Annotated in this window: 27 protein-coding genes; 13 read left to right on the top strand and 14 right to left on the bottom strand. The window is 72.7% G+C overall.

What is annotated here, in order from left to right; all coding sequences use genetic code 11:
- Window positions 1-5: 5 nt before the first annotated feature.
- Window positions 6-770, top strand: coding sequence for a DUF427 domain-containing protein (locus GA0070603_RS02455; protein ID WP_091306386.1), 765 nt, complete (start codon window positions 6-8; stop codon window positions 768-770).
- A 188-nt stretch (window positions 771-958) separates the two neighbouring features.
- Window positions 959-1,729, top strand: coding sequence for an alpha/beta fold hydrolase (locus GA0070603_RS02450; protein WP_244282672.1), 771 nt, complete (start codon window positions 959-961; stop codon window positions 1,727-1,729).
- Window positions 1,730-1,735: 6 nt separating this feature from the next.
- On the opposite strand, the gene GA0070603_RS02445 is transcribed toward GA0070603_RS02450, so the two are convergent.
- From GA0070603_RS02445 to GA0070603_RS02400, 10 genes are all read right to left on the bottom strand, one after another.
- Entirely contained in the window at window positions 1,736-2,659 is a 924-nt protein-coding gene (locus GA0070603_RS02445) for a carbohydrate ABC transporter permease (protein ID WP_244282362.1), read from the bottom strand.
- Entirely contained in the window at window positions 2,656-3,606 is a 951-nt protein-coding gene (locus GA0070603_RS02440; protein ID WP_091306381.1) for a carbohydrate ABC transporter permease, read from the bottom strand. The genes GA0070603_RS02445 and GA0070603_RS02440 overlap by 4 nt, the downstream gene beginning before the upstream one ends.
- 8 nt (window positions 3,607-3,614) lie before the next feature.
- Window positions 3,615-4,967: an extracellular solute-binding protein gene (locus GA0070603_RS02435; RefSeq protein WP_091306378.1), complete on the bottom strand. Its 1,353-nt coding sequence runs from the start codon at window positions 4,965-4,967 to the stop codon at window positions 3,615-3,617.
- Window positions 4,968-5,061: 94 nt separating this feature from the next.
- Window positions 5,062-6,216, bottom strand: a complete 1,155-nt coding sequence (locus GA0070603_RS02430; RefSeq protein WP_244282361.1) for a low temperature requirement protein A — start codon at window positions 6,214-6,216, stop codon at window positions 5,062-5,064.
- 173 nt (window positions 6,217-6,389) lie between these two features.
- Entirely contained in the window at window positions 6,390-7,157 is a 768-nt protein-coding gene (locus GA0070603_RS02425) for an SIR2 family NAD-dependent protein deacylase (RefSeq protein WP_091306372.1), read from the bottom strand.
- Window positions 7,158-7,180: 23 nt separating this feature from the next.
- Window positions 7,181-7,468 carry a DUF1905 domain-containing protein gene (locus GA0070603_RS02420; RefSeq protein WP_091306369.1) on the bottom strand — a complete coding sequence of 96 codons (288 nt, stop codon included), beginning with the start codon at window positions 7,466-7,468 and terminating at the stop codon, window positions 7,181-7,183.
- Window positions 7,468-7,890 carry an acyl-CoA thioesterase gene (locus tag GA0070603_RS02415; RefSeq protein ID WP_091306366.1) on the bottom strand — a complete coding sequence of 141 codons (423 nt, stop codon included), beginning with the start codon at window positions 7,888-7,890 and terminating at the stop codon, window positions 7,468-7,470. The genes GA0070603_RS02420 and GA0070603_RS02415 overlap by 1 nt, the downstream gene beginning before the upstream one ends.
- A 28-nt stretch (window positions 7,891-7,918) precedes the next feature.
- Entirely contained in the window at window positions 7,919-8,713 is a 795-nt protein-coding gene (locus GA0070603_RS02410) for an amino acid ABC transporter ATP-binding protein (protein WP_091306363.1), read from the bottom strand.
- Between the two features lie 4 nt (window positions 8,714-8,717).
- Entirely contained in the window at window positions 8,718-9,512 is a 795-nt protein-coding gene (locus GA0070603_RS02405; RefSeq protein WP_091306361.1) for an amino acid ABC transporter permease, read from the bottom strand.
- Window positions 9,513-9,580: 68 nt separating this feature from the next.
- Entirely contained in the window at window positions 9,581-10,399 is an 819-nt protein-coding gene (locus GA0070603_RS02400) for a basic amino acid ABC transporter substrate-binding protein (protein WP_091306358.1), read from the bottom strand.
- A gap of 237 nt (window positions 10,400-10,636) precedes the next feature.
- Between GA0070603_RS02400 and GA0070603_RS02395 the strand changes: the two genes are divergently transcribed.
- Together GA0070603_RS02395 and GA0070603_RS02390 are read left to right on the top strand one after the other, a co-directional pair.
- Window positions 10,637-11,212, top strand: coding sequence for a TetR/AcrR family transcriptional regulator (locus GA0070603_RS02395; protein ID WP_244282360.1), 576 nt, complete (start codon window positions 10,637-10,639; stop codon window positions 11,210-11,212).
- A complete protein-coding gene (locus GA0070603_RS02390; RefSeq protein WP_091306354.1) occupies window positions 11,209-12,837 on the top strand; it encodes an acyl-CoA dehydrogenase family protein in 1,629 nt (542 codons plus the stop codon). The genes GA0070603_RS02395 and GA0070603_RS02390 overlap by 4 nt, the downstream gene beginning before the upstream one ends.
- A gap of 22 nt (window positions 12,838-12,859) precedes the next feature.
- Here the strand turns inward: GA0070603_RS02390 and GA0070603_RS02385 are convergent, their stop codons facing one another.
- Window positions 12,860-13,162, bottom strand: coding sequence for a hypothetical protein (locus GA0070603_RS02385; RefSeq protein WP_091306352.1), 303 nt, complete (start codon window positions 13,160-13,162; stop codon window positions 12,860-12,862).
- Complete coding sequence (locus GA0070603_RS02380) at window positions 13,156-13,461, bottom strand: hypothetical protein (protein WP_208862784.1); 306 nt, start codon at window positions 13,459-13,461, stop codon at window positions 13,156-13,158. The genes GA0070603_RS02385 and GA0070603_RS02380 overlap by 7 nt, the downstream gene beginning before the upstream one ends.
- A 102-nt stretch (window positions 13,462-13,563) precedes the next feature.
- On the opposite strand from GA0070603_RS02380, the gene GA0070603_RS02375 reads away from it, so the two are divergent.
- Window positions 13,564-14,379 carry a hypothetical protein gene (locus GA0070603_RS02375; RefSeq protein WP_139131789.1) on the top strand — a complete coding sequence of 272 codons (816 nt, stop codon included), beginning with the start codon at window positions 13,564-13,566 and terminating at the stop codon, window positions 14,377-14,379.
- A 7-nt stretch (window positions 14,380-14,386) separates the two neighbouring features.
- On the opposite strand, the gene GA0070603_RS02370 is transcribed toward GA0070603_RS02375, so the two are convergent.
- Window positions 14,387-14,986, bottom strand: coding sequence for a TetR-type transcription factor C-terminal domain-containing protein (locus tag GA0070603_RS02370; protein ID WP_208862783.1), 600 nt, complete (start codon window positions 14,984-14,986; stop codon window positions 14,387-14,389).
- A 138-nt stretch (window positions 14,987-15,124) separates the two neighbouring features.
- On the opposite strand from GA0070603_RS02370, the gene GA0070603_RS02365 reads away from it, so the two are divergent.
- The 8 genes from GA0070603_RS02365 to GA0070603_RS02330 are packed head-to-tail and all read left to right on the top strand — an operon-like array spanning window position 15,125 to window position 22,448.
- Window positions 15,125-15,895 (top strand): SDR family oxidoreductase, encoded by a 771-nt coding sequence (locus tag GA0070603_RS02365; RefSeq protein ID WP_244282359.1) that lies wholly within the window; start codon window positions 15,125-15,127, stop codon window positions 15,893-15,895.
- Window positions 15,895-16,677 carry an SDR family NAD(P)-dependent oxidoreductase gene (locus tag GA0070603_RS02360; protein ID WP_091306348.1) on the top strand — a complete coding sequence of 261 codons (783 nt, stop codon included), beginning with the start codon at window positions 15,895-15,897 and terminating at the stop codon, window positions 16,675-16,677. Before GA0070603_RS02365 ends, GA0070603_RS02360 begins: the two co-directional genes overlap by 1 nt.
- Window positions 16,674-17,696 (top strand): NADPH:quinone oxidoreductase family protein, encoded by a 1,023-nt coding sequence (locus GA0070603_RS02355; protein ID WP_091306346.1) that lies wholly within the window; start codon window positions 16,674-16,676, stop codon window positions 17,694-17,696. Before GA0070603_RS02360 ends, GA0070603_RS02355 begins: the two co-directional genes overlap by 4 nt.
- Window positions 17,693-18,448 carry a 3-oxoacyl-ACP reductase FabG gene (fabG, locus tag GA0070603_RS02350; protein WP_091306345.1) on the top strand — a complete coding sequence of 252 codons (756 nt, stop codon included), beginning with the start codon at window positions 17,693-17,695 and terminating at the stop codon, window positions 18,446-18,448. The genes GA0070603_RS02355 and fabG overlap by 4 nt, the downstream gene beginning before the upstream one ends.
- 17 nt (window positions 18,449-18,465) lie before the next feature.
- Window positions 18,466-18,918 (top strand): MaoC family dehydratase, encoded by a 453-nt coding sequence (locus GA0070603_RS02345; RefSeq protein WP_091306343.1) that lies wholly within the window; start codon window positions 18,466-18,468, stop codon window positions 18,916-18,918.
- Window positions 18,915-19,943, top strand: coding sequence for a phosphotransferase family protein (locus tag GA0070603_RS02340; protein WP_091306341.1), 1,029 nt, complete (start codon window positions 18,915-18,917; stop codon window positions 19,941-19,943). Before GA0070603_RS02345 ends, GA0070603_RS02340 begins: the two co-directional genes overlap by 4 nt.
- Window positions 19,943-21,193, top strand: coding sequence for an acyl-CoA dehydrogenase family protein (locus GA0070603_RS02335; RefSeq protein ID WP_091306339.1), 1,251 nt, complete (start codon window positions 19,943-19,945; stop codon window positions 21,191-21,193). Before GA0070603_RS02340 ends, GA0070603_RS02335 begins: the two co-directional genes overlap by 1 nt.
- Before the next feature lie 10 nt (window positions 21,194-21,203).
- Window positions 21,204-22,448, top strand: a complete 1,245-nt coding sequence (locus GA0070603_RS02330; RefSeq protein WP_091321419.1) for a MalY/PatB family protein — start codon at window positions 21,204-21,206, stop codon at window positions 22,446-22,448.
- A gap of 144 nt (window positions 22,449-22,592) precedes the next feature.
- On the opposite strand, the gene GA0070603_RS02325 is transcribed toward GA0070603_RS02330, so the two are convergent.
- A complete protein-coding gene (locus GA0070603_RS02325; RefSeq protein ID WP_091306337.1) occupies window positions 22,593-22,955 on the bottom strand; it encodes an STAS domain-containing protein in 363 nt (120 codons plus the stop codon).
- Window positions 22,956-22,988: the final 33 nt, after the last annotated feature.

The raw sequence follows: 22,988 nt of genomic DNA, 5'->3' as shown, positions 1-22,988 counted from the left end.
GACACGTGCCCGAGTACCCGCAGCCGGCCGCCGAGGTCGGCCGGATCGAGCCGGCGCCCCGCCGGATCCGCGCCTTCCTGGCCGGCGAGACGGTGCTGGACACCGGCCGCGCGCGGTACGTGTGGGAGTGGCCGCCCTACCCGCAGTACTACCTCCCCGCCGCCGACGTCCGCCAGGAACTGCTCGTCGACGAGGGACGGACCGAGGAGACCCCGCTCGGCGCGGCACGGCTGCACGGGCTGCGGGTCGGCGAGTTCGCCCGGGCCGCCTGCGCCCGGTGGTACGGCGCCGACGCGCCCCGCGGACTGGCCGACACCATCCGGTTCGACTGGGCCGCGCTGGACGCCTGGTTCGAGGAGGACGAGGAGGTCTTCGTCCACCCGCGCAACCCGTACTCCCGGGTGGACGCGCTGCGCTCCACCCGCCACGTCCGGGTGGAACTGGACGGGACGGTCCTGGCCGAGTCGACCTCGCCGGTGCTGGTCTTCGAGACCGGCCTGCCGACCCGCTACTACCTGAGCCGCACCGACGTGCGCTTCCGGCACCTGGTGCCGTCAGGGACCCGGACCGCCTGCCCGTACAAGGGCCGCACCAGCGGCTACTGGTCGGTGCGCGCCAGCGACCGGCTCCATCCGGACCTCGCCTGGTCGTACGACTTCCCCACCGCCGCGCTGCTGCCGATCGCCGGGCTGGTCGCCTTCTACAACGAGAAGGTCGACCTGGTCGTGGATGGAAGCCGCCTTCCCCGGCCACGGACGCACTTCTCCTGATCCGGCGCGGCGGGCAGCGGGCGACGCCACCGTCTGCGTAGGGTGGGGCCGCAGTCCGTGACCTCGCGGCCGCGCCGTCGGGGCCACGGTCGGCACCGCCGAACGCGCACGGGAGGAGCGTCAGCGTGACCGCCACTGACTGGACCACGGACGTCGAGGGCACCGGCCGGTACGCCGAGGTCAACGGCATCAACCTCTACTACGAGACGCACGGCACCGGGCACCCGCTGATCCTGCTGCACGGCGGGCTCGGGTCGGGCGAGATGTTCGGGCCGGTGCTGCCCGCGCTGGCCGCGCGGCACCAGGTCATCGCCGTCGACCTGCAGGGTCACGGCCGCACCGCCGACGTCGACCGTCCGCTCGACCTGCGCACCATGGCCGACGACATCGCCGCGCTCATCGACCACCTCGGGCTCGACCGGCCGCACCTGGTGGGCTACTCGCTGGGCGGCGGCGTGGCGCTGCGCGCCGCGGTGGCCCACCCGGAGAAGCTCGGCCGGCTCGTGGCGGCGTCCGCGCACGTGCGGTCGGACGCCGTCTACCCGGAGATGCGGGCGCAGCAGGGCCAGGTGTCCGGGGCCGCCGCGGAGTTCATGAAGGACACCCCGATGTACCAGCTCTACCAGCGGGTGGCGCCGCGCCCGGAGGACTTCCCCCGGCTGCTCGACAAGATCGGCGCGCTCATGGCGGAGGACTTCGACCTGACCGACGAGGTCGGCGACCTGCGGGTGCCGACGCTGATCGTCGCGGCCGACGCCGACATGGCGCCGCCGAGCCACTACGTGGAGGTGTTCCGGCTGCTCGACGGCGGCCTGCGCGACGGCGGCTGGGGCAACGAGGGCCGGCCCAAGGGCGGGCACGCGCTGGCGATCCTGCCCGGGCTCACCCACTACAACATCTTCACCTCGCCGCTGTTCGCCGCGGTCACCCTCGCCTTCCTCGACGAGCCGGCGGGCTGATCACCGTCAGCCCTTGCGGCCGGTGGTGGCGATGCCCTCCACGAAGTGCCGCTGGGCCAGGAAGAACAAGATGATCATGGGTACGGTGGCGATCACGCTGCCGGCGAGGACGATCTCCCACTGCTGCTCGCCGCCGTACCCGAACCGGTCGAGGATCACCTTGAGCCCGCGGGGCAGCGTGTAGAGCTGCTCGTTGCGCAGGTAGATCAGCGGCTTGATGAGATCCGTCCAGCTCGCCTTGAACTCGAAGACGAACGCCACCAGCAGGGCCGGCCGGACCAGCGGGAACGCCATCCTCCAGAACAGCTGCGGGTAGCTCGCCCCGTCGACCCGGGCCGCCTCGAAGTACTCCCGGGGCAGGGAGAGGAAGAACTGCCGCAGCAGGAAGATGTAGAACGCCGACCCGAAGAGGTTGCCGGCCCAGAGCGGCACCTGGGTGTCGATGAGCCCGAGCCGGTTCCAGATCAGGTACGTCGGGATCATGGTGACCGCGAACGGCAGCATCATGGTGGCGAGCACCAGGCCGAAGAGCAGGTTCCGGCCGGGGAACCGGAAGTAGGCGAACCCGAACGCCACCCAGGCGCTGGACAGGGTCGCCGCGGCGGCGGCCGCCACCCCGACCACCACACTGTTGAACAGCCAGGTGAGCAGCGGCATGGCCTGCCACGCCTGCGCGTAGTTGTCCGGGGCGAACGGCGTGGGCAGCAGGCCGGGGGCGAAGACGTACTCCCGGGGCCGCAGCGACGCGCTGACCAGCCAGACGAACGGCACCATGAAGATCACCGCCGCGCCCACCAGGGCGACGACGAACAGGATCCGTTGCCAGCGCGGTCGCCGGCCGTCCTCCGGGGCCGCGGGTCGGGGCGGCGCCGCCGGCGCCGCCACGGCGCCCGCGACGCCGGTGCCCACCGGCTGACTCGTCGTGGTCACCGGTCCTCCCCCTCGTAGTAGACGAACCGGTTGCTCAGCTTCACCTGCACGGCCGTGATGATCAGGATGATCAGGAACAGCAGCCAGGCCATCGCCGAGGCGAAGCCCATGTGCAGGAACTGGAACGCCTCCCGGAACAGGTGGATCACGTAGAACGAGGCGGCGTCGCTGCTGAACGAACCCTGGGTCTGCCGGTTCCCGAAGTACATGGTGTAGACCTCGGTGAACATCTGCAGCGACGCGATGGTGTTGACGATCAACGTGAAGAAGAGCGAGCCGGAGATCATCGGCAGCGTCACGTGCCGGAACCGCGCCCACGCGCCGGCACCGTCGAGGTCGGCGGCCTCGTACAGGTCACGGGGGACGTTCTGCAACGCGGCCAGGTAGATGATGACCGTGGAGCCGAGGCTCCACAGGCTCATGAGCACGATGCCGGGCATCACCCAGTCGGGGTCGGTGGTCCAGCTCGGACCGTCGATCCCGAACACCGCCAGGCCGCGGTTGATCAGCCCGTCCTGGGTGTTGAGCAGCAGCAGGAAGAGGATGCCGACGGCCACCGCCGGGGTCATCACCGGCAGGTAGAACACCGTACGGAAGAAGCCCTGCCAGCGGCCGACCCGTTTGAGCAGCAGCGCCAGCCCGAGCGAGATCAGCATCACCAGCGGCACGTGCAGCGCCGCGTAGTAGACGGTGTTGCCGAGGCTGCGCGCCACCTGCGGGTCCGACACGAGCTGTCGGTAGTTGTCCAGCCCGGTCCAGCGCGGCGCGTTGATGACGTCGTACTCGGTGAAGCTGAGCCAGAGGCTGGCGACCATCGGACCGGCGGTGAACACCAGGAAACCGACGATCCAGGGCGCCAGGAAGACGTACGCCCAGCGGGCCTCCCGCCGGGCCAGCGGCGTGCGGCGCCGCCGGCCCGGGACGGGTGGTGTGACGGTGGTGGCCATGGCCGGGGTCAGCCCGCGGCCTTGTCCAGCGCGGCGGTCGCCTCCTGCTGGGCCCGGGCCAGCGCCTCGGCCGGCTGCGCCTGACCGGAGAGCACCCGGTTCACCGCGTCGGTCCACGCCTTGTCGAACTCGGCGCCGGCCGGCGAGGCCGGCATGGCGAACGCCGCATCCTGGGCCTCGCGGATGGTGGTCACCGCGTCGTCGAAGCGCTTGTTGCCGGTCGGCTGGTACAGCTCGTCGAAGATCTTCTTGTCGGCGGCCGTGTTGCCGGTCCAGACGCCGGTGAACGGCAGGTTGGCGGCCTTGCGGGCCTCGGCCCGCGCCTTGGCGGCGGCGAACCAGGTGTCGGTGGCGGTCATCTGCTTGACGAAGGCGCAGGCCGCCTCCGGGTTCTTCGCCCCCTTGGTGATCACCCACGCCTGGCCGGAGGACATGGTCAGCGGCTTGCCCTGCCGGTCCACGAAGGGCTTGACCACGAGCTCGGCCTTGGGGCTGTTCTTGGCGGCCTGGTTGAGGAACCACTCCTCCATCGGCCACGCGGCGATCTGGTTCTTGGCGAGGGGGTTCTCGGCGCCGAAGAAGTCGAAGGTGTCCCGGAACGACTTGAACTTGCCCCAGCCGCCCTGGTCCTGGATGAGCTTCACGCCGGTGGTCAGCGCCTCGACCACCTTCGGGTCGGTGAGGTTGGCCTTGGCGCCGTCGGCCGAGATCATCTCGGCGCCGTTGGCCTTGGCCCACATGGGCAGGAACTCGGGGATCTTCGGGTCGATGCCGATCCGGCTGAGCCGGCCGCCGGACACCTTGGCCAGCTTCGCGTTGACCGCGGGCAGGCCCGCCCAGTCGGCGAGGTTCACGTCGTCGGCGGTGAGACCGGCCTGCTTGAGCAGCGCCTCGTTGAGGTAGAGCACCCGCACCTGGGAGAACTCGGGGATGCCGTAGACGGTGCCGTCGAGGGTCACCTGGTCCTTGGCGGCCTGCCGGTACTGCCCCAGGTCGATCTTCTGCTTCTCGACGCAGTCGGTCAGCGGCTGGATCGAGCCGCGCTTGGCGTACGTGCCGATCAGCTTGCGGTCCATGTAGACGAGGTCCGGCGGGTTGCCCGAGGCCACCGCGGAGAGGAACTGCTGCTCGTCGAAGGCGCCCTCGGTGATGTTCAGCTGGACGTCCGGGTGGTCCTTCTTGAAGGCGTCCACCCGCGTCTTGGCGATCTCGTCCGACAGGCCGAAACCCATGGTGCTCAGCGCACCGCTGCCCTTGGCGCCCCCGCCGCCGGAGTCTCCTCCGCCGCCCACCCCGCCGCAGCCGCTGACGGCCAGGGCGAGCACCCCGGCCAGCGCGGTCGCCCGCAGTCTCCGTGACATGGCCACCTCCCGTGAACGCGCGGGCCACAGTGCCCGCGCGACCTGCACTTCTCCGGTTCGCCGGAGTTTCAAACCCGGTGCGGGAAGTCGTTGATCATTCGATATCCGTGGGCCGCCGCCCGGACCGCCGCTCGACGGCGACGGCGACGAGCAGGAGCAGGGCGAGCACGGCGAGCGCCGCGGCGGGCGGCAGCAGCACCCCGAGGGGCAGCAGGAGCAGGGTGAGGGCGGCCAGGGCCGGCTGGGCCGGCGGGACCGGCTGCCCGGTGAGCCGGAGGAACAGCAGCCGGCCGCCCAGGTAGAGGGCGGCGCCGCCGTACAGGGCGACCGAGGCGGACCAGCTCAGCGTGGCGTCGACGGCGTGCCCGGCGCCCCCGTGCGCCCCGGCCACATGCGCCAGCACCTGCTCGATGCCGAGCGCCAGGTAGATCACCGCGGTGATCAGCAGCAGGTGGGTCTGGCTGTAGGCGTCCGCCGCGATCCGGTCCCGCCGCTCCCCCGTGGCGGCGGCGAGAACTCCGGCGGCGGTGGGTGCGACCCGGTCGAAGTACAGCCACCAGAGGCAGACGGTGACCGCGAAGCCGAGCAGCGCCACGCCGAGAACCGGTGGCGCGGTGACCGCCGACGCCGCGCCGACGCCGGCGGCGACGACCGACTCCCCGAGCGCGATGATCAGGACCAGACCGTGCCGCTCGGTGAAGTGGCTGGCGCTGCGCAGCGGCCAGGCGCCGCGCCGCCCGTACGACAGGCGTTGCCCGCCGATCTCGACGACGAACGCCACCACCCACAGCACCGCGTGCGCCGCCCCGGCCAGCAGCGCGCCGAGCAGCAGCGGCACCCAGCCGGCGGCGCTGACCGCCGCGAAGAACCGGATCCGCGCCCGCAGGCCGGGCACACCCGCCGCCGCCCAGTGGTAGAGCGCCAGGTGGACGGCGCGGAGCAGCACGTAGGCGAGCGCGACGAGCAGCGGGCCGTCCAGTCCCGGGCCCGGCGTCCACGCCTCCGGCATGGCCAGCGCGGCCACGAACAGCGCCGCCATCGCGACCAGGAACCCGCCGCGCACCACCCCGACCTCGGCCCGCGTGTGGTTGCCCAACCAGGTGTACGACGACCAGGCGAACCAGAGCAGCACGAGCAGGATCAGCCCCTGCCCCATGGTGCTCGGGGTGGACTCCGGCCCGATCAGCGCCATGATCCGGGTGAGCGCGAAGACGAAGACCAGGTCGAAGAAGATCTCGAACGGCGTCACCCGCCGCCCGGCCGGCGCCGGACCGGGCGGCCGCGGCCACGCCGGACGCCGCCCTGCCCCGTCCCGCCTCACGTCGCCGCCCCTCCGTCACCCGACCGACCGGTCGCCTCCGCCGACGGTAGGCGGCCCGGCGGAAACGGTGCGTGGATTCCGGTGATCGGCCCGGCGCCGGGTCACACTCGGGCGGCGTCGCCCCAGGCGGCCCGGACCAGGGCCGGGAGCACCACGGCGGCCGGTCCGCGCAGGTTCAGCTCGCACACCGCGTCCAGCGGTGTCTCCTCCGGGTTGACCTGGATCACGGTCCCGCCCCGGCGGGCCGCGACCTGCGGGATCTCGGCGGCGGGATACACCAGGCCGGACGTGCCGACGGTGAGCAGCATGTCGCAGCGGTACGCCGCCTCGACGGCGGCCTCGAGGGCCCGCTCCGGCAGCGCCTCGCCGAACCACACCACACCGGGTCGCACCGGGGCGGCGCAGCGCCCACAGCGGGGCGGCGCCAGCCGCCGGCCCTCCCCCGGCTCCGCCGCGCCGTCGGGCACGGGCGCCGGCTCGGCGCAGGCCGAACAGCGGGGCGCGAACAGGCTGCCGTGCAGGTGGACCGGCGCGGCGGAGCCGGCGCGCTCGTGCAGGTCGTCGACGTTCTGGGTGACCACCACCGTGTCCGGGACGCGGGCCGCCATGGCGGCCACGGCGAGGTGCCCCGGGTTCGGTTCGGCACGCCGGACGGCGGCGCGCCGCCACTCGTACCAGCCCCAGACCAGCGCGGGGTCGGCCCGGAACGCCTCCGGGGTGGCGAGGGTCCGCGGGTCGAACCGCGCCCAGAGCCCGGTGCCGGCGTCCCGGAAGGTGGCGATGCCGCTCTCGGCCGACATGCCGGCGCCGGTGAAGACCACCAGCCGCCGCGCCCGCGCGAGCAGCGTCGCCGCATCCGCCAGATCCATCCGCTCCCGCTCCCGTCGACCGGTCACCGCGCGACGGTCAGGTGGACGTCCACCCGGTCACCGAGGGCGATCCCTTCGGCCCGGCGCACCGCCGTCTTCAGCGGCACCACGTACCGCCCGTCCTTCGGCCAGAGCGACGTCTGCCAGCCAGTGGCGCCGATCCGCGCGGTCACCGGGATCATCCCCCAGCCGTACGTGACCGACGCGGAGGCCGCCTCCAGCTCGGCGCACAGCTCGTCGGGGACGGTGACGAAGTGCCAGGGGGCCGGCCCCCGCCAGAACCACACCTCGCCGCTGAACTCCAGTTCCATCAGAGGTTCATCGGGGCGGGGTCGGTGGCGAGCTGGCGGAACCGCACGCGCGGGTCGGGCACCAGCCGCCGGGAGGCCAGGTCCAGCAGGCCGCCCACCCCGGTGATGGTGGCGACCTGGGTGCCGTCGGGGCGGGTGAGGTCCTGCACGATCTGGAAGGTCTTCCCCTCGCCCCACCGGAACTCGCAGGACACGTCCACCTCGTCGCCGCCGCGTAGCTCCCGCAGGTAGCGCACGGTGACCTCCAGGGCCACCGGCCCCACCCCGCCGGCGAGGAGCCGGTCCTGTGGGATTCCGGCGGCGCGCAGGCACTCCCACCGGGCGTGCTCGCCGTACTGGAGGTAGACGGCCTGGTTCAGGTGGCCCTGCGTGTCCAGCTCGTAGCCGCGGACGGTGACGCGCACCCGGAACGGATCTGCCATGCCCCGAGACTAGACACCGGTTACGACATCACTCGGCGGTCTCGCCGGGCTGACCGAGCTGCGCGACGTGGGTCGGGTCGAGGACCCGGGAGAGGAACGAGCGGGTCCGCTCGTGCCGCGGCGCGCCCAGCACCTCCTGCGGTGGCCCCTGCTCGACCACGACCCCGCCGTCCATGAAGACGACCCGGTCGGCGACGTCGCGGGCGAACGCCATCTCGTGGGTCACGACCATCATGGTCATGCCGTCCTCGGCGAGCTTGCGCATGACGGTGAGGACGTCGCCGACCAGCTCGGGGTCGAGCGCGGAGGTCGGCTCGTCGAAGAGCATCAGCTTGGGGTCCATCGACAGCGACCGGGCGATGGCGACCCGCTGCTGCTGCCCGCCGGAGAGCTGGGCCGGGAATGCGCCGGCCTTGTCGCTCAGGCCCACGCGGTCCAGGTTGGCGCGCGCGACCCGCTCCGCCTCGGCGCGTCCGCGCCGCAGCACGCGGCGCTGGGCGACGGTGAGGTTGTCCAGCACGGTCAGGTGCGGGAAGAGGTTGAACGACTGGAAGACCATGCCGATGCCGCGGCGGACCGCGTCGATCTCGACGTCCGGGTCGGTCATCTCGGTGCCGTTCACCCAGATCTTCCCGGCGGTCGGCTCCTCCAGCAGGTTGACGCACCGCAGCAGCGTCGACTTGCCGGACCCGGACGGCCCGATGACGCAGACCACCTCACCGTGGCCGACCTCGAAGTCGATGCCCTTGAGCACTTCGAGCGGGCCGAAGGACTTGTGCAGGTCGCGGATCTCGACGGCGGGCTGGGACTGGCTGGTCGTCATGGGGTCACCGAGCCTTGGCGTAGCGGAGTTCGAGGCGGCGTACCACCTGGGACAGGGGCAGGGTGATGATCAGGTAGGTGAGGCCGGCCACCAGCAGCGGGGTGGCGTTCACCCGGTCGTTGAGCGTGTCCCGGCCGAACTTGGTCACCTCGATGGTCTGCGCCGTCACGCCGAGCACGTAGGCGAGCGACGAGTCCTTGGTGAGCAGGATCAGTTCGTTGGTCAGGGGCGGGATCACGATCCGGAACGCCTGGGGGATGACGATGGTGCGCATCGCGGTGAAGTGCGACATGCCGAGGGTGCGCGCCGCCTCCATCTGCCCCTTCGGCACGGCCTGGATGCCGGCCCGGATGGTCTCGGCCATGTAGGCCGCCGCGGTCAGTCCGAGACCGATGGTGATCGACCCGAACACGCCGCCGGGGATCTCGCGCTCTGGGAAGGCGATGGGGATGCCGTACCCGACGAGGAAGAGGACCAGCAGCGCGGGCAGACCCCGGAACAGCTCGATGTACGCCGTGGCCACCCAGCGGTAGGGAGCGACGCGGGACAGCCGCATCAGCGCGAGGACGGTGCCGAAGACCAGGCCGAAGGCGAACGCGCCCAGCGTGTAGAGGATCGTGTTGCGCAGCGCGACGGTGATGATCGTCGGGAACATCGACTCGATGATGTCGACGCGGAAGAACGCTTCCCTCAGCCGACCCCAGTCCGCCGCGAGGATCACCACGGCGATGACGGCCACGAAGGCCAGGTACTGGAGCCCGAGGGACAGCCGCTCCCGTTGGCGGCGTCGCAGCTTCACGGTTCGGCTCTCCTAGGCAGGTGCGGAGGGCGCGCGCGGGGCGCGCGCCCTCCGGCCGGGTGGGTGGCTCAGGCGTTCGGCTTCTTGCCGATCCACTTCTCGTAGATCGTGTCGTAGGTGCCGTCCTGCTTCGCCTTGGCGAGCACCTCGTTGATCTTCTTGAGCAGCTCCGGGTTGCCGTCCTTCTTCACCGAGAAGCCGTACTGCTCACCGGTGTCGAACTCGGCGGTCACCTCGAACCCGCCCGGGTGCTCCTTGATGTACTCGGTCCAGACCGGCAGGTCGTTGATGGCGGCCTCGATCTGGCCGTTGGCCAGGGCCTGCTGCTCGGCGGCGAGGTCCTCGAACTCGACGAGCTGGAGGCCCTTCTCCTTCTCGAACTTCTTGGCGTAGTCGCGGCCGGTGGTCGCGGCCTGGACGCCGACCTTCTTGCCCTTGAGGTCGTCGAGCGACTTGTACGCCTTGCCGGTCTTCACCAGCAGGGCCTGGGTGGCGTCGAAGTAGGGATCGGAGAAGTTCATGACCTTCTGCCGTTCCTCGGTGATGGTCATGCCGGCGGCGGCGGCGTCGCACTTGCCGGTGTTCAGGTCCTGGCCGGACTTGATCCCCTCGAACGGGGTGTCGACGATCTTCTGCTCGACGCCCAGGTCCTTGGCGACCAGGTCCATCACGTCGACGTCGAACCCGACCACCTTGCCGGCGCTGTCCTTGGACTGGAACGGCGCGTACGGCAGGTGGGTGCAGACGGTGAGCTTGCCCTTCTCGACGAGCTTGACCCCGCTCGCCTGGGTCTCGCCGTCCTCCTTCTTGGCGCATCCCGCGGTGGCCGCGAGTGCGGCGATCGCCACGATGACGCCAGCCCTGCGGACCGCGCTGGAGAAAGTCACGGCAGTGTCCCTCCGATCGACCCCGGTGTGACAGGCAGCCAGGGGTGGTGCAAAGACGATGTGCCAGGGGACGGTACCCGATCGGGGGAGGCACACCAAGATCACCGCGAGCGTCCGCGCCCAAGCTGTGACCGATCCGGCCGGTGAATCCGGCACCCGGCACGCAACCGGGCGGCCTTGCCGGCAAGGACTGAATGATGGTTCACTTCTTGCGTGGCCTACCGGAGCACCGAGCGCGTGAAGGCTCGGCTGAGCGCCTCACGCGAGCGGATCATCGCGGCCGCGCTGGCGATCATGGCCGGGCACGGCTACGCCGGCTGCTCGGTCGCGGCCGTCGCCGAGCGGGCCGGCGTGGCCACCGGGAGCGTCTACCGCCACTTCCCCACCAAGGCCCACCTGTTCGCCGAGGTGTTCCGCACCGCCTCGCAGCGCGAGGTGGACGCCGTCGCACGCGCCGCCGCCCTGGAAGCCACCGCCGCCGCGCAGGTGTCCGCCGTCGTCGAGACGTTCTCCGGTCGCGCGCTGCGGTCTCCGCGGCTGGCGTACGCCCTGCTCGCCGAGCCGGTCGACCCGGCGGTCGACGCCGAGCGGCTCACCTTCCGCCGCGCGTACGCCGACCTGATCGCCGGCTACGTCGCGGCCGGCGTGGCGAGCCGCGAACTACCCCCGCAGGACCCCGAGCTGACCGCGACCGCGCTGGTCGGCGCCCTGGCCGAGGCCATGGTCGGCCCGCTGGCCGCCGGCGTCGCCGGCCCGGGCACCATCCCCGACCTGATCAGGTTCATCCACCGCGCGCTGGGAGTGTCGCCGTGACCACACACGAGGTCCGCAACCAGGTTCCCCCGCTGGCCGGCTACGACGCGGCGGACGACCCGGCGCTGCTCGACGGGCTGACCCGCGAGGGCGCCGGCTGGGCCACCGCGGAGCTGCACGAACTCGGCCGGCTCGGCGGGGCCGCGCCGGCCATCGAGCACGGTCGGCTGGCCAACGAGCACCCGCCGGTCCTGCGCACCCACGACCGCTACGGCCACCGGATCGACGAGGTGGAGTTCCACCCGGCCTGGCACGAGCTGATGCGCACCGCGGTCACCCACGGCCTGCACGCCGCGCCGTGGGCGGACGACCGGCCAGGCGCGCACGTGGCCCGGGCGGCCAAGTTCTACACGTGGCGCCCCGACGCCGGGCACGGCTGCCCGATCTCGATGACCTACGCGGCCGTGCCGGCGCTGCGGCACGCCCCGGACCTGGCCGCAGGCTACGAGCCGCTGCTCACCGCGACGGCGTACGACTTCGGGCTGCGCGCGCCGCTGACCAAGCGGGGGCTGCTGGCCGGCATGTCGATGACGGAGAAGCAGGGTGGCTCGGACGTACGCGCCAACTCCACCGTCGCGCACCCCGACCCGGACGGCACCTACCGGCTCGTGGGGCACAAGTGGTTCACCTCGGCCCCGATGTGCGACATCTTCCTCACCCTCGCCCAGGCGCCGGGCGGGCTGACCTGCTTCCTCGTCCCCCGGGTCCTGCCCGACGGCACGCGCAACCCGATGCGGCTCATGCGCCTCAAGGACAAGCTCGGCAACCGCTCCAACGCCTCGGCCGAGATCGAGTACGAGCAGGCGGTCGCCTGGCGCGTCGGGGACGAGGGCCGTGGCGTGCGCACCATCATCGACATGGTCAACCTGACCCGCCTCGACTGCGTGATCGGCGCGGCGGCCGGGATGCGACAGGGAGTGATCACCGCCGTCCACCACGCCACCCACCGGGCGGCCTTCGGCCGGTACCTGGTCGACCAGCCGCTGATGCGCAACGTGCTCGCCGACCTCGCGGTCGAGTCCGAGGCCGCCACCGTCCTCATGATGCGGCTCGCCGGAGCGACCGACCGGTCCGCGCGCGGCGACGCCTGCGAGACGGCGTTCAAGCGGCTCGCGCTCGCCGTCGGCAAGTACTGGGTGTGCAAGCGCTGGCCGGCACACGCCGCCGAGGCGCTCGAATGCCTGGGCGGCAACGGCTACGTCGAGGAGTCGGGCATGCCGCGGCTGTTCCGGGAGTCGCCGCTGAACTCCATCTGGGAGGGCTCGGGCAACGTCGCCGCGCTGGACGTCCTGCGCGCGGTCGCCAGGGAGCCGCAGGTCATGGAGGCGTTCCAGGCGGAGGTGGGCGCCGCCGAGGGCGCCGACCCGCGGCTCGACGCCGCGGTGCGCCGGCTGCGGGCCGACCTGTCCGACCGCGACGACCTGGAACTGCGGGCCCGCCGGGTCGTCGAGCGGCTCGCCCTGGTCCTCCAGGGCTCGCTGCTGGTCCGGCACGGCCACCCGGCCGTCGCGGACGCGTTCTGCGCCTCCCGCCTCGGCGGCGACCACGGCCAGGCGTTCGGCACCCTGCCGAGCGGCGTCGACTTCGCCGCGATCATCTCCCGCGCCACACCGAAGGTGGGGTGACCGGAACCGCGGCGCCCGGGGGTCAGCAGAACCAGCCGTCCTGCACCCACCCGTTGCGGTTGACGTGGCCGTAGGCGAATCCGTAGACGTAGCCTCCGCTCCTGGGTCCCTTCACCAGGAAGGTCTGCCCGGCATACAGGGTTCCCATCCAGGCGCCCAGCGGTTCGGTGCGGACGAACAACGACTCGGCGCACACGGTCTCCCGCACGCCGATGGTGCCGTTGGCGGCCTGCGCCGGCGACGACACCGCCAGCAGCGCGACAGCCATCGCGGCGGCGACGCCCAGGCGGGCCAGCCGCGTGGACCGGGACGAGGAGGTCACCATGAGTCGTAGCCTCCGATGCACTCGATGCGCATGTAGCCCCAGTCGTTCGGGCCGAAGTCGAAGGTGGCCGCCCAGCCGTTGTAGACCGGGTGGGCGCCGGGCGTGTGCCCGACCTTGTTGCCGTACTCCAGCACCCGCTTGAGGCCGTAGGGGCCCGAGGCCGAGTCGTAGTTGTCGTAGAAGCTGGCGCTCTGGCAGATGTTGACGGCGTGGCGCGGCACCACGTACGCCTGGGCGGCGGGCGGTGCGCCCAGCACGATGCCCACTGCCGTCGCCAGCGCGACCGCCCTGGTGGCCATTCGCATATTCAACTCTTTCGCTAGATGGTCCGCGCAACGTAGCAGATTGCCAGAGTCGGCTACAACGATGTAGGTTTTCGCCAAACGAATCGAGGAGTGGCGATGGCTCAGTGGCGTGGCGTGACCCGGTCCGCGATGGTGCTGGCCGCCGTCCTGGCGGTCACCGCCCTGACCGCCCCGTCCCCCGCCGCCGCCTGGGGATACGGCGTCAACCGGGTGCAGACGGGGGCGGAGGACTCCTGGGCGCAGACCGGCATGGGTCCGGGCTGGGTGCTGCTCAGCTACAAGGCCAACGGGCCGATGGTCGGCTACCTGTTCGCCCGTGACTTCGCCTTCGCCGACGGCGTCGTCAAATCCAGCTTCGACCACATGGACATCCGCGACACCGGCGACGCCAGCGCCGGCAACACCGAGGGCATCACCCACTGGCCCTGGGGCTACGCCGGCGGCAGCTTCGACGGGTGCGCCTACGCCTACGGCACGCGCAAGTTCGCCATCGAGCGCACCGGGTTCATGTCGTCGAGCTGCGCCGGCGGTCCCACCGTGGTCGGCTCCAGCAACGCCGACGGCTCCCCGGACCAACTGCGCTGGTGGCACTCCGAGCAGGTCTTCTGCACCGCGAACGGCGTGGACCCGCTCTGCAGCCCCTACGGCGTGTGGAGCGAGAACAAGGGCGGCGGGCTCAAGTCCACCACCGCCCGCACGACCTGCGGCGCGTACGGCAACATCGGTGCCGCCGCGGCGTACGGGTCGGGACCCGCCGTCGCCGTCCACCCGCTCGGCACGGCCCCCGCCGGCGCGCAGATCGACATCCGCTACGTCACCAGGGACCGTCAGTGGATCATGGCGAAGTGGCACGGGAACCGCTTCGCCGCCGGCATCGCGTGGGCGTTCCTGCCCCGATCCTGCGTGTGGTGACGGTAACTCAGCGGGCGCCGACGATGCGCAGCGCCATCTCGGCGTAGCGGGCGGCGATGTACTCGGGGACCAGGTCGCCGCCGTCCCGGTACCACCGGCCCACGTCGACGCCGAGTGACAGCAGGGCGGCGGCCGCCATCCGCGGATCCGGGGTCTCGAAGACCCCCGCGCTCACGCCGGCCTCCACGAGCTGCCGGATCGCCTGCTCGATGTGGTGGCGGATCTCCCGGATCTCGGCGAGGTGGGCGGGGCTGAGCGCGGCCAGCTCGTAGTTCACCACCCGGGTGGTGGTGTGGTCCCGGGCGTGGGTCACCACGAAGTCGTGGACCACCCGCCGCAGCGCGGCGGCCGGGTCGGTGGACGAGGCGACCGCCTCCCGCACCAGCCGCAGCACGTGCTCGTGCCCCGAGCGCGAGATCAGGTAGAGCAGCTCCTCCTTGGACTTGTGGTGCACGTAGAGCGCGGCGGGGCTCAGACCGGCCGCGGCCGCGATGTCGCGGGTCGTCGTGCCGTGGAAGCCCCGCTCGGCGAAGGCGGTGACGGCCGCCTCGAGCAGCCGGGCGCGGGTCGCGTCGGCGCGGGACTGCTCGGCGCTGTCGGTCACCACGCGTCCACCCTTCCCTCCTGAGCCTCGGCCGGCATTAGTACCACGACCACCCGGCGGCGACCTGTTGACGACGCCCGCCAGGCTGTCGCACACTCCCTCAGACACATTCTAAGCAAGCGCTTAGTAACTTCGGAGGGGGTGGCCGTGTCGGAGGCCGCGTCGCGCAGATTCGCCGGTCGTACGGCGATCGTCACCGGTGCCAGCCGCGGCATCGGCCTGGCCGTCGCCGAGCGGCTGGTCGCCGACGGCGCCAAGGTCGTCGTCACGGCACGCAGACGGGAGGCGCTGGACCAGGCGGTCGCCCGGCTGGGCGCCGAGCACGCGATCGGTGTCGCCGGGCACGCTGACGACCCCGACCACCAGGCCGAGGTGGTGGCACGGGCCGTCGACACCTTCGGCAGCGCCGACTTCCTGGTCAACAACACCGGCATCAACCCGGCGTACGGCCCGCTGGTCGAGCTGGACCTGGCCGCGGCCCGCAAGGTCTTCGAGGTGAACTGCCTCGCCGCGCTGTCCTGGGTGCAGCAGGTCCACCGGGCCTGGATGGCCGGGCACGGGGGCGCCGTGGTCAACGTCTCCTCGGTGGCCGGCATCCGGCCGGCGTCCGGCATCGGCTTCTACGGCGCCAGCAAGGCCATGCTCACCCACCTCACCCAGCAGCTCGCCGTCGAGCTGGGCCCGGACATCCGGGTGAACGCCGTCGCCCCGGCCGTGGTGAAGACGACGTTCGCCACAGCCCTCTACGAGGGCCGCGAGGAGCAGGTGGCGGCCGCGTACCCGCTCAAGCGGCTCGGCGTGCCCACGGACGTCGGCGGCGCCGTCGCGTTCCTGCTCTCCGAGGACGCCGCCTGGATCACCGGTCAGCTGCTCGTCGTCGACGGCGGTCTCACCCTGACCGGAGGTGTCTGATGCCGGTACGGGACAGGGGCGTCGTGGTCACCGGCGCCGGGCACGGCATCGGCCGCGCGCTGGCCACCCGGCTCGCCGCCGAGGGTGCGCGGGTCGTGGTCAACGACCTCGACGGCGCGGCGGCCCGGGCGGTGGCCGAGGAGATCGGCGGCTGGGCCGCCCCCGGCGACGCCGCCAGCGAGCCGGGCGTCGCCGCGCTTGTCGAGACGGCCCGCGGCCACCTCGGTGACATCGACGTCTGGATCGGCAACGCCGGGATCGACAGGGGGCGCGGGCTGGACGCCGCCGAGGCGGAGTGGGCCGCCAGCCACGAGGTGAACGTCATGGCCCACGTACGGGCCGCGCGACTGCTGGTCCCCACCTGGGTCGAGCGCGGCGCGGGCCGCTTCGTGGTGACCGCGTCCGCGGCCGGGCTGCTCACCACGCTCGGGAACCCGGCGTACGCGGTCAGCAAGCACGGCTGCGTGGCGTTCGCGGAGTGGCTGTCGGCGACGTACCGGCATCGCGGGATCGTGGTGCAGGCCGTCTGCCCGCAGGGCGTGCGCACCCGGATGCTCGACGACTCCGGGCCGCTGCGGGACCTGCTCAGCCGCGACGGGGCCCTCACCCCTGAGGACGTGGCCGAGGCGACGTGGCGGGCCCTGCACGACGACCGGTTCCTGGTCCTGCCGCACCCCCGGGTGGCCGACTACTACGCGCACCGCGCCACCGACCCGGACCGCTGGCTGGGCGGCATGAACAGGATCCAGCGACAGCTCGAGGACGAGGGGGCGTTCCGGTGAAGGCATGGCAGGTGACCGAGCTCGGCGAGCCGCGCGACGTGCTGCGGCTCGTCGACGTGCCCGACCCGGAGCCGGGCCCCGGGCAGCTCGTGGTCCGCGTGCTGGCGTCGCCGGCCAACTTCCCCGACGTCCTCATGTGCCGCGGCGAGTACCAGGTCCGGCCGGACCTGCCGTTCACGCCCGGGGTCGAGCTGTGCGGCGAGGTCGTCGCGCTCGGCGCGGGGGTGGCCGGGTTCGCCCCAGGCGAGCGGGTGCTCGGCGGCGCCGCGCTGCCGCACGGCGGCTTCGGGGAGTTCGCGCTGCTGGACGCCGCGACCACGTTCCCGGCGCCCGCGGCGCTCGACGACGCCGAGGCGTCCGCCCTCCACATCGGCTACCAGACCGGCTGGTTCGGCCTGCACCGGCGGGCCGCGCTGCGTGCCGGCGAGACGCTGCTGGTGCACGCGGCGGCCGGCGGCGTCGGCAGCGCGGCGGTCCAGCTCGGCAAGGCGGCCGGCGCCCGGGTGATCGGCGTCGTGGGCGGTCCGGAGAAGGCGGCGGTGGCCCGCGCGCTCGGCGCCGACGTGGTGGTGGACCGCCGCGACGAGGACTTCGTCGAGGTCGTCCGCGCCGAGACCGGGGGCCGGGGCGCCGACGTCGTCTACGACCCGGTCGGCGGGGACACCTACCAGCGGTCGACCAAGTGCGTGGCTTTCGAGGGCCGGATCCTCGTGGTCGGCTTCGCCGGTGGCCGGATCCAGTCCGCCCCGCTCAACCACGCCCTCGTGAAGAACTACTCGATCGTCGGCCTCCACTGGGGCCTCTACCAGCGCCACGACCCGGCCGCCGTCGCCGAGTGCCACCGCGCCCTCACCGAGCTGGCCGCCCGGGGCGCCGTACGGCCCCTGGTCAGCGAGCGCCTCCCGCTCGACGAGGTGGCCGCCGGGGTGCAGCGGCTCGCCGACGGCGCCACCGTCGGCCGGGTGGCGTACGTCCCGACCGGCCCCGTCCCCACCCACCGAGGAGTTGAGGTCCCATGACCAGCACCCGCACCGCCGTCGTCACCGGAGCGGCCCGTGGCATCGGGGCCGGCGTCGCGAGGCGACTGGCCCGCGACGGCTTCGCCGTCGCCGTCGTCGACCTGGACGAGGCGGCGGCCCAGCCGCTCGTCGACGAGATCGAGGCCGCGGGCGGCCGGGCCCTGGCCGTCGGCGCCGACGTCGCCGACGAGCAGGCGGTACGGGCGGCCGTGGACCGGATCGCCGGCGAGCTGGGCGAGCCCACCGTCCTCGTCAACAACGCCGGCATCACCCGGGACAACCTGCTGTTCAAGATGACCGCCGACGACTGGGACGCCGTCGTGAACGTGCACCTGCGGGGCTCGTTCCTGATGACCCGCGCCGTGCAGGGTCACATGACCGGCGCCGGCTGGGGGCGGATCGTCAACCTGTCCAGCACGTCCGCGCTGGGCAACCGCGGCCAGGCCAACTACGCGGCGGCGAAGGCGGGGCTCCAGGGCTTCACCAAGACCCTCGCCCTCGAACTCGGGAAGTTCGGGGTCACGGCGAACGCGATCGCCCCGGGCTTCATCGAGACCGAGATGACCGCCGCCACCGCGGCCCGGCTCAACGTGCCGTTCGAGGAGTTCAAGCGGGCCGCCGCGGCGCAGATCCCGGTCGCCCGCACCGGCACGCCGGAGGACATCGCGCACGCCGTGTCGTTCTTCGTCAGCGAGGGTGCCGGCTTCGTGAACGGCCAGGTGCTGTACGTGGCCGGCGGGCCGAAGGCCTGAGTGGGAGGGACGGAACGATGAGGGTCTTCCAGGGCATCGAGGAGCTGGAGCAGGCGGTCGGCACCCACCTCGGGTATTCCGCCTGGCACCGGATCACGCAGCGGCAGATCGACGCCTTCGCCGAGGCGACGGGCGACCACCAGTGGATCCACGTCGACCCGGTGCGGGCCGCCCGCAGCCCGTTCGGCGGGACCATCGCACACGGGTACCTGACGCTGTCGCTGGTGCCCATGCTGGTCTGGCAGGTCTACCGGGTCGAAGGGCTCACCATGGGCGTGAACTACGGCGCCAACAAGCTCCGCTTCCCCGCTCCGGTCCCGGTCGAGTCCGAGGTACGGGCCGGCGTGGAGCTGCTGTCGCTGGCGCCCGGCGCCGGCGGCTACCAGCTGACCGCGACGGTGACCGTCGAGCTGAAGGGCGCCGCGAAGCCCGCCTGCGTCGTCGAGACCGTCAGCGTCCTCGTCCCGTGACCGCCCCGACGCTCCCGGACCCGCCGGGCCTCGACCTGGCCCGGCTCGCCGGCTGGTTCGCCGCCTCGGTGCCCGGCGCGGCGGGGCTGTCGACCGCCCGGCTGATCGCCGGCGGGAAGTCCAACCTCACCTACGAGGTCGGCGACGGGCAGAAGACCTGGATCGTGCGGCGGCCGCCGCTGGGGCACGTGCTGTCGACCGCGCACGACATGGCCCGGGAGTACCGGGTCATGTCGGCCCTGCACGCCACCGACGTGCCGGTCCCGGCGACCTACGCGCTCTGCGCGGACACCGACGTGCTCGGCGCGCCGTTCTACGTCATGGAGCGGGTTGCCGGCACGGCGTACCGGCACGCGGCCGAACTCGAACGGCTCGGCCCGGAACGCACCCGGGCGATCTCGACGCGGCTGGTCGACACCCTGGCCACCCTGCACGCGGTCGACCCCGCGGCCGTGGGGCTGGCCGACTTCGGCCGGCCCGAGGGGTTCCTGGCCCGGCAGGTGCGGCGGTGGCGCACGCAGCTCGACGCGTCGTACTGCCGGGACCTGCCGGCCGCCGACGAGCTGCACGCCCGCCTCGCGGCCGACGTGCCGGCCGATTCGGCGCCGGGCATCGTGCACGGCGACTACCGCCTCGACAACGTCCTCGTCGATGACGGCGACCGTCTCGCCGCGGTCATCGACTGGGAGATGGCCACCCTCGGCGACCCGCTCACCGACCTCGCGCTGCTGGTGCTCTACCAGCGCCTCGGCCGGCTCGTCGGCACCGCGGTGGCCGAGGCGTCGTCCGCGCCCGGCTTCCTGACCGAGGACGAGATCCTCGACCGGTACGCGACCGCCCGCGGGCACGCCCTCCCACCGCTCGGTTTCCATCTCGGCCTGGCGGCCTTCAAACTGGCCGTGATCCTCGAGGGCATCCACGTCCGCCACCTGCGCGGCCAGACCGTCGGCGCCGGCTTCGAGCACGTCGGCGAGGTCACCGAACTGCTGCTCGACGCCGGCCTGACCTACCTGAAGGAGCACTGATGGACTTCGCCCTGGACCCGCGGACCGAGGGGCTGCGCGACAACCTTCTGGACTTCATGGACAGCCACGTCCACCCGGCCGAGCAGGTCTTCCACGAGCAGCTCGGGCAACTCGACGACCGCTGGGCCTGGGACTCGGTGCCGGTGCTCGCGGAGTTGCGCGCCGCGGCGCGGAAGCGGGGGCTGTGGAACCTCTTCCTGCCCGGTGAGCACGGCGCCGGCCTGACCAACCTCCAGTACGCCCCGCTCGCCGAGATCACCGGGCGCAGCCACCTGGCGCCGGCCGCGGTGAACTGCGCCGCGCCGGACACCGGCAACATGGAGGTGCTGGCGATGTTCGGCACCGCCCAGCAGCGCGAGCGGTGGCTGGAGCCGTTGCTGGACGGCGAGATCCGGTCCTCGTTCGCCATGACGGAGCCCGACGTGGCGTCGTCGGACGCCACGAACATCGCCACCCGGATCGAGCGCGACGGCGACCACTACGTGATCAACGGCCGGAAGTGGTGGATCACCGGCGCCATGAACCCGAACGCCCGGATCCTCATCGTGATGGGCAAGACCGATCCGCACGCCGAGCGGCACCGCCAGCAGTCCATGGTGCTGGTCCCGCGGGACACCCCGGGCCTGGAGATCACCCGGGGCATGGAGGTGTTCGGGTACGACGACCACGACCACGGCGGCCACGCCGAGCTGGCGTTCCACGACGTACGGGTGCCGGTCGAGAACCTGATCGGCGCCGAGGGCGAGGGCTTCGCAATCGCCCAGGCCCGGCTCGGCCCCGGCCGCATCCACCACTGCATGCGCTCCATCGGCCTCGCGGAGCGGGCCATTGAGCTGATGTGCGCCCGCGCCGAGCAGCGGGTCGCGTTCGGCCGGCCGCTGGCCGAGCAGGGCGTGATCCGGGAGTGGATCGCCGAGTCCCGGGTGCGGATCGAGCAGCTGCGCCTGCTGGTGCTCAAGACGGCCTGGCTCATGGACACCGTCGGCAACAAGGGCGCGCACACCGAGATCCAGGCCATCAAGATCGCCACCCCGGCCACCGTCCAGTGGATCCTGGACAAGGCGATCCAGGTGCATGGCGCCGCGGGGCTTTCCCAGGACTTCCCGCTGGCGCGGGCCTACGCCGGCATCCGCACGCTGCGCTTCGCCGACGGACCGGACGAGGTGCACCGCAACGCCCTGGCCCGCCACGAGCTGCGCCGCCAGGCCGCGGCCCGGCGGCGGAACGACAGCGGAAGGGGTACGGCCTAGGGTGGTGGGCATGGCAGGCCCCGACCCCTCGGCCGACGGCTCCGCGGCCCGGAACCCGCTCACCGTGCTCACGCTGGACGACCTCCGGCAGCGCAGCAGCGTGAAGTGGCGGATGCACCCGCCGGACGTGCTTCCCCTCTGGGTCGCGGAGCAGGACGTGCCCCTGGCCGCGCCGGTGGCCGACGTGCTGCGCCGCGCGGTCGACCTCGGCGACACCGGCTACTCGCACGGCACGGCGTACGCCGAGGCGCTCGGCGAGTTCGCCGCCGGCCGCTGGGGCTGGCAGGACTTCCAGGTCGACCGCACCAGCGTCGTTCCCGACGTGATGATGGGCGTCGTCGAGGTGCTCCGGCTGGTGACCGGTCCCGGTGACGCCGTGGTCGTCTGTTCCCCCGTCTACCCGCCCTTCTACGCGTTCGTCGAGCACGCCGACAGGCGGGTGGTCGAGGCCCCGCTCGGCCCCGACCTGCGGATGGACCCCGCCGCGCTCGACGAGGCGTTCCGCCGGGCCCGGGCCTGCGGGAGCCGGCCGGCTTTCCTGCTGTGCAACCCGCACAACCCGACCGGTGTGGTCCACCGCCGCGACGAGTTGGAGGCGGTCGCCGAGCTGGCCCGGCGGCACGGGGTGCGGGTGGTCTCCGACGAGATCCACGCCCCGCTGGTGCTGCCCGGGGCGCGTTTCACCCCGTACCTCACGGTGTCCGGCGCCGAGGACGCGTTCGCCCTCACCTCCGCCTCCAAGGCGTGGAACCTCGCCGGCCTCAAGGCGGCGCTCGCCGTCGCCGGGCCGGAGGCCACCGCCGACCTGCGCCGCATGCCCGAAGAGGTCAGCCACGGGCCCAGCCACCTGGGCGTCCTGGCGCACACCGCCGCGTTCCGTGCCGGCGGGCCGTGGCTCGACCTCCTCCTCGACGGCCTCGACGCCAACCGCACCCTGCTGGAGACCCTGCTGGCGAAGCACCTGCCGGCCGTCACCCACCGGCCGCCCGAGGGCACCTACCTCGCCTGGCTGGACTGCACCAGGTTGGGCCTTCCCGCCGAGGAGCCGGCCGGCGGGCCCGGGGTGGCCAGCGACCTCGCGGGGCCCGCGAAGTGGTTCCTCGACCACGCACGGGTCGCCCTCAGCTCCGGGCACGTCTTCGGCACCGGCGGGGCCGGCTTCGCACGCCTCAACTTCGCCACCTCGCCCGCGATCCTCACCGAGGCCGTCACCCGGATGGGCCGGGCCGTCGACGCGCGCCGCCCCACGGGCTGAGCCCGCGGTCGCGGCCAGGCGGCGCGTGGCTGCGCTCACGGGGCCGTTTCGGACTGATCCACCACGGGTATCTGCGGCAGGCCGGCGGGCGGCAGTCCGATGTGACCGCTGCCCTCCGCGGACAGGCGTGGAGGGAAAGGCAGGTCACTCGGTGATGAATTCGTCCGTGAGGCCGACGATGTCGAGGACCTTGACGGTGATCGGCGAGGGCTCGCGCACCATCAGGGTGCAGCCCGCCGAGGCGACCCGCCGGCGAACCGTGAGCAGCGCGTTGACGCCGGCGGCGCAGAAGAAGCTGACCGCGCTCAGGTCGAGCACCAGGATTGGGGGCGGCCTGCCGCCCATCAGCCGGTCAACAAGGCCGACGAGCCGGTCGACGGACGCCAGGTCGAGCGGGCCGCCGACCCGCACCACCGCCGCCGGACCCTCCCGGGCGAGCGCCAGGGACAGAGCCTCCGGGCGGGCGGTCTCGCGGATCTCGGGATGCTGCGCGTGGTCGACGGACATGAGCTGCTCCTCCGGTGAGGACGTCAGACCGGG

This window comes from Micromonospora chersina, from assembly GCF_900091475.1.
GTDB classification, from domain to species: Bacteria; Actinomycetota; Actinomycetes; order Mycobacteriales; family Micromonosporaceae; genus Micromonospora; species Micromonospora chersina.
The sequence above is the reverse complement of the archived record's forward strand: the minus strand, read 5'-3'. Positions and strand labels throughout refer to the sequence as shown.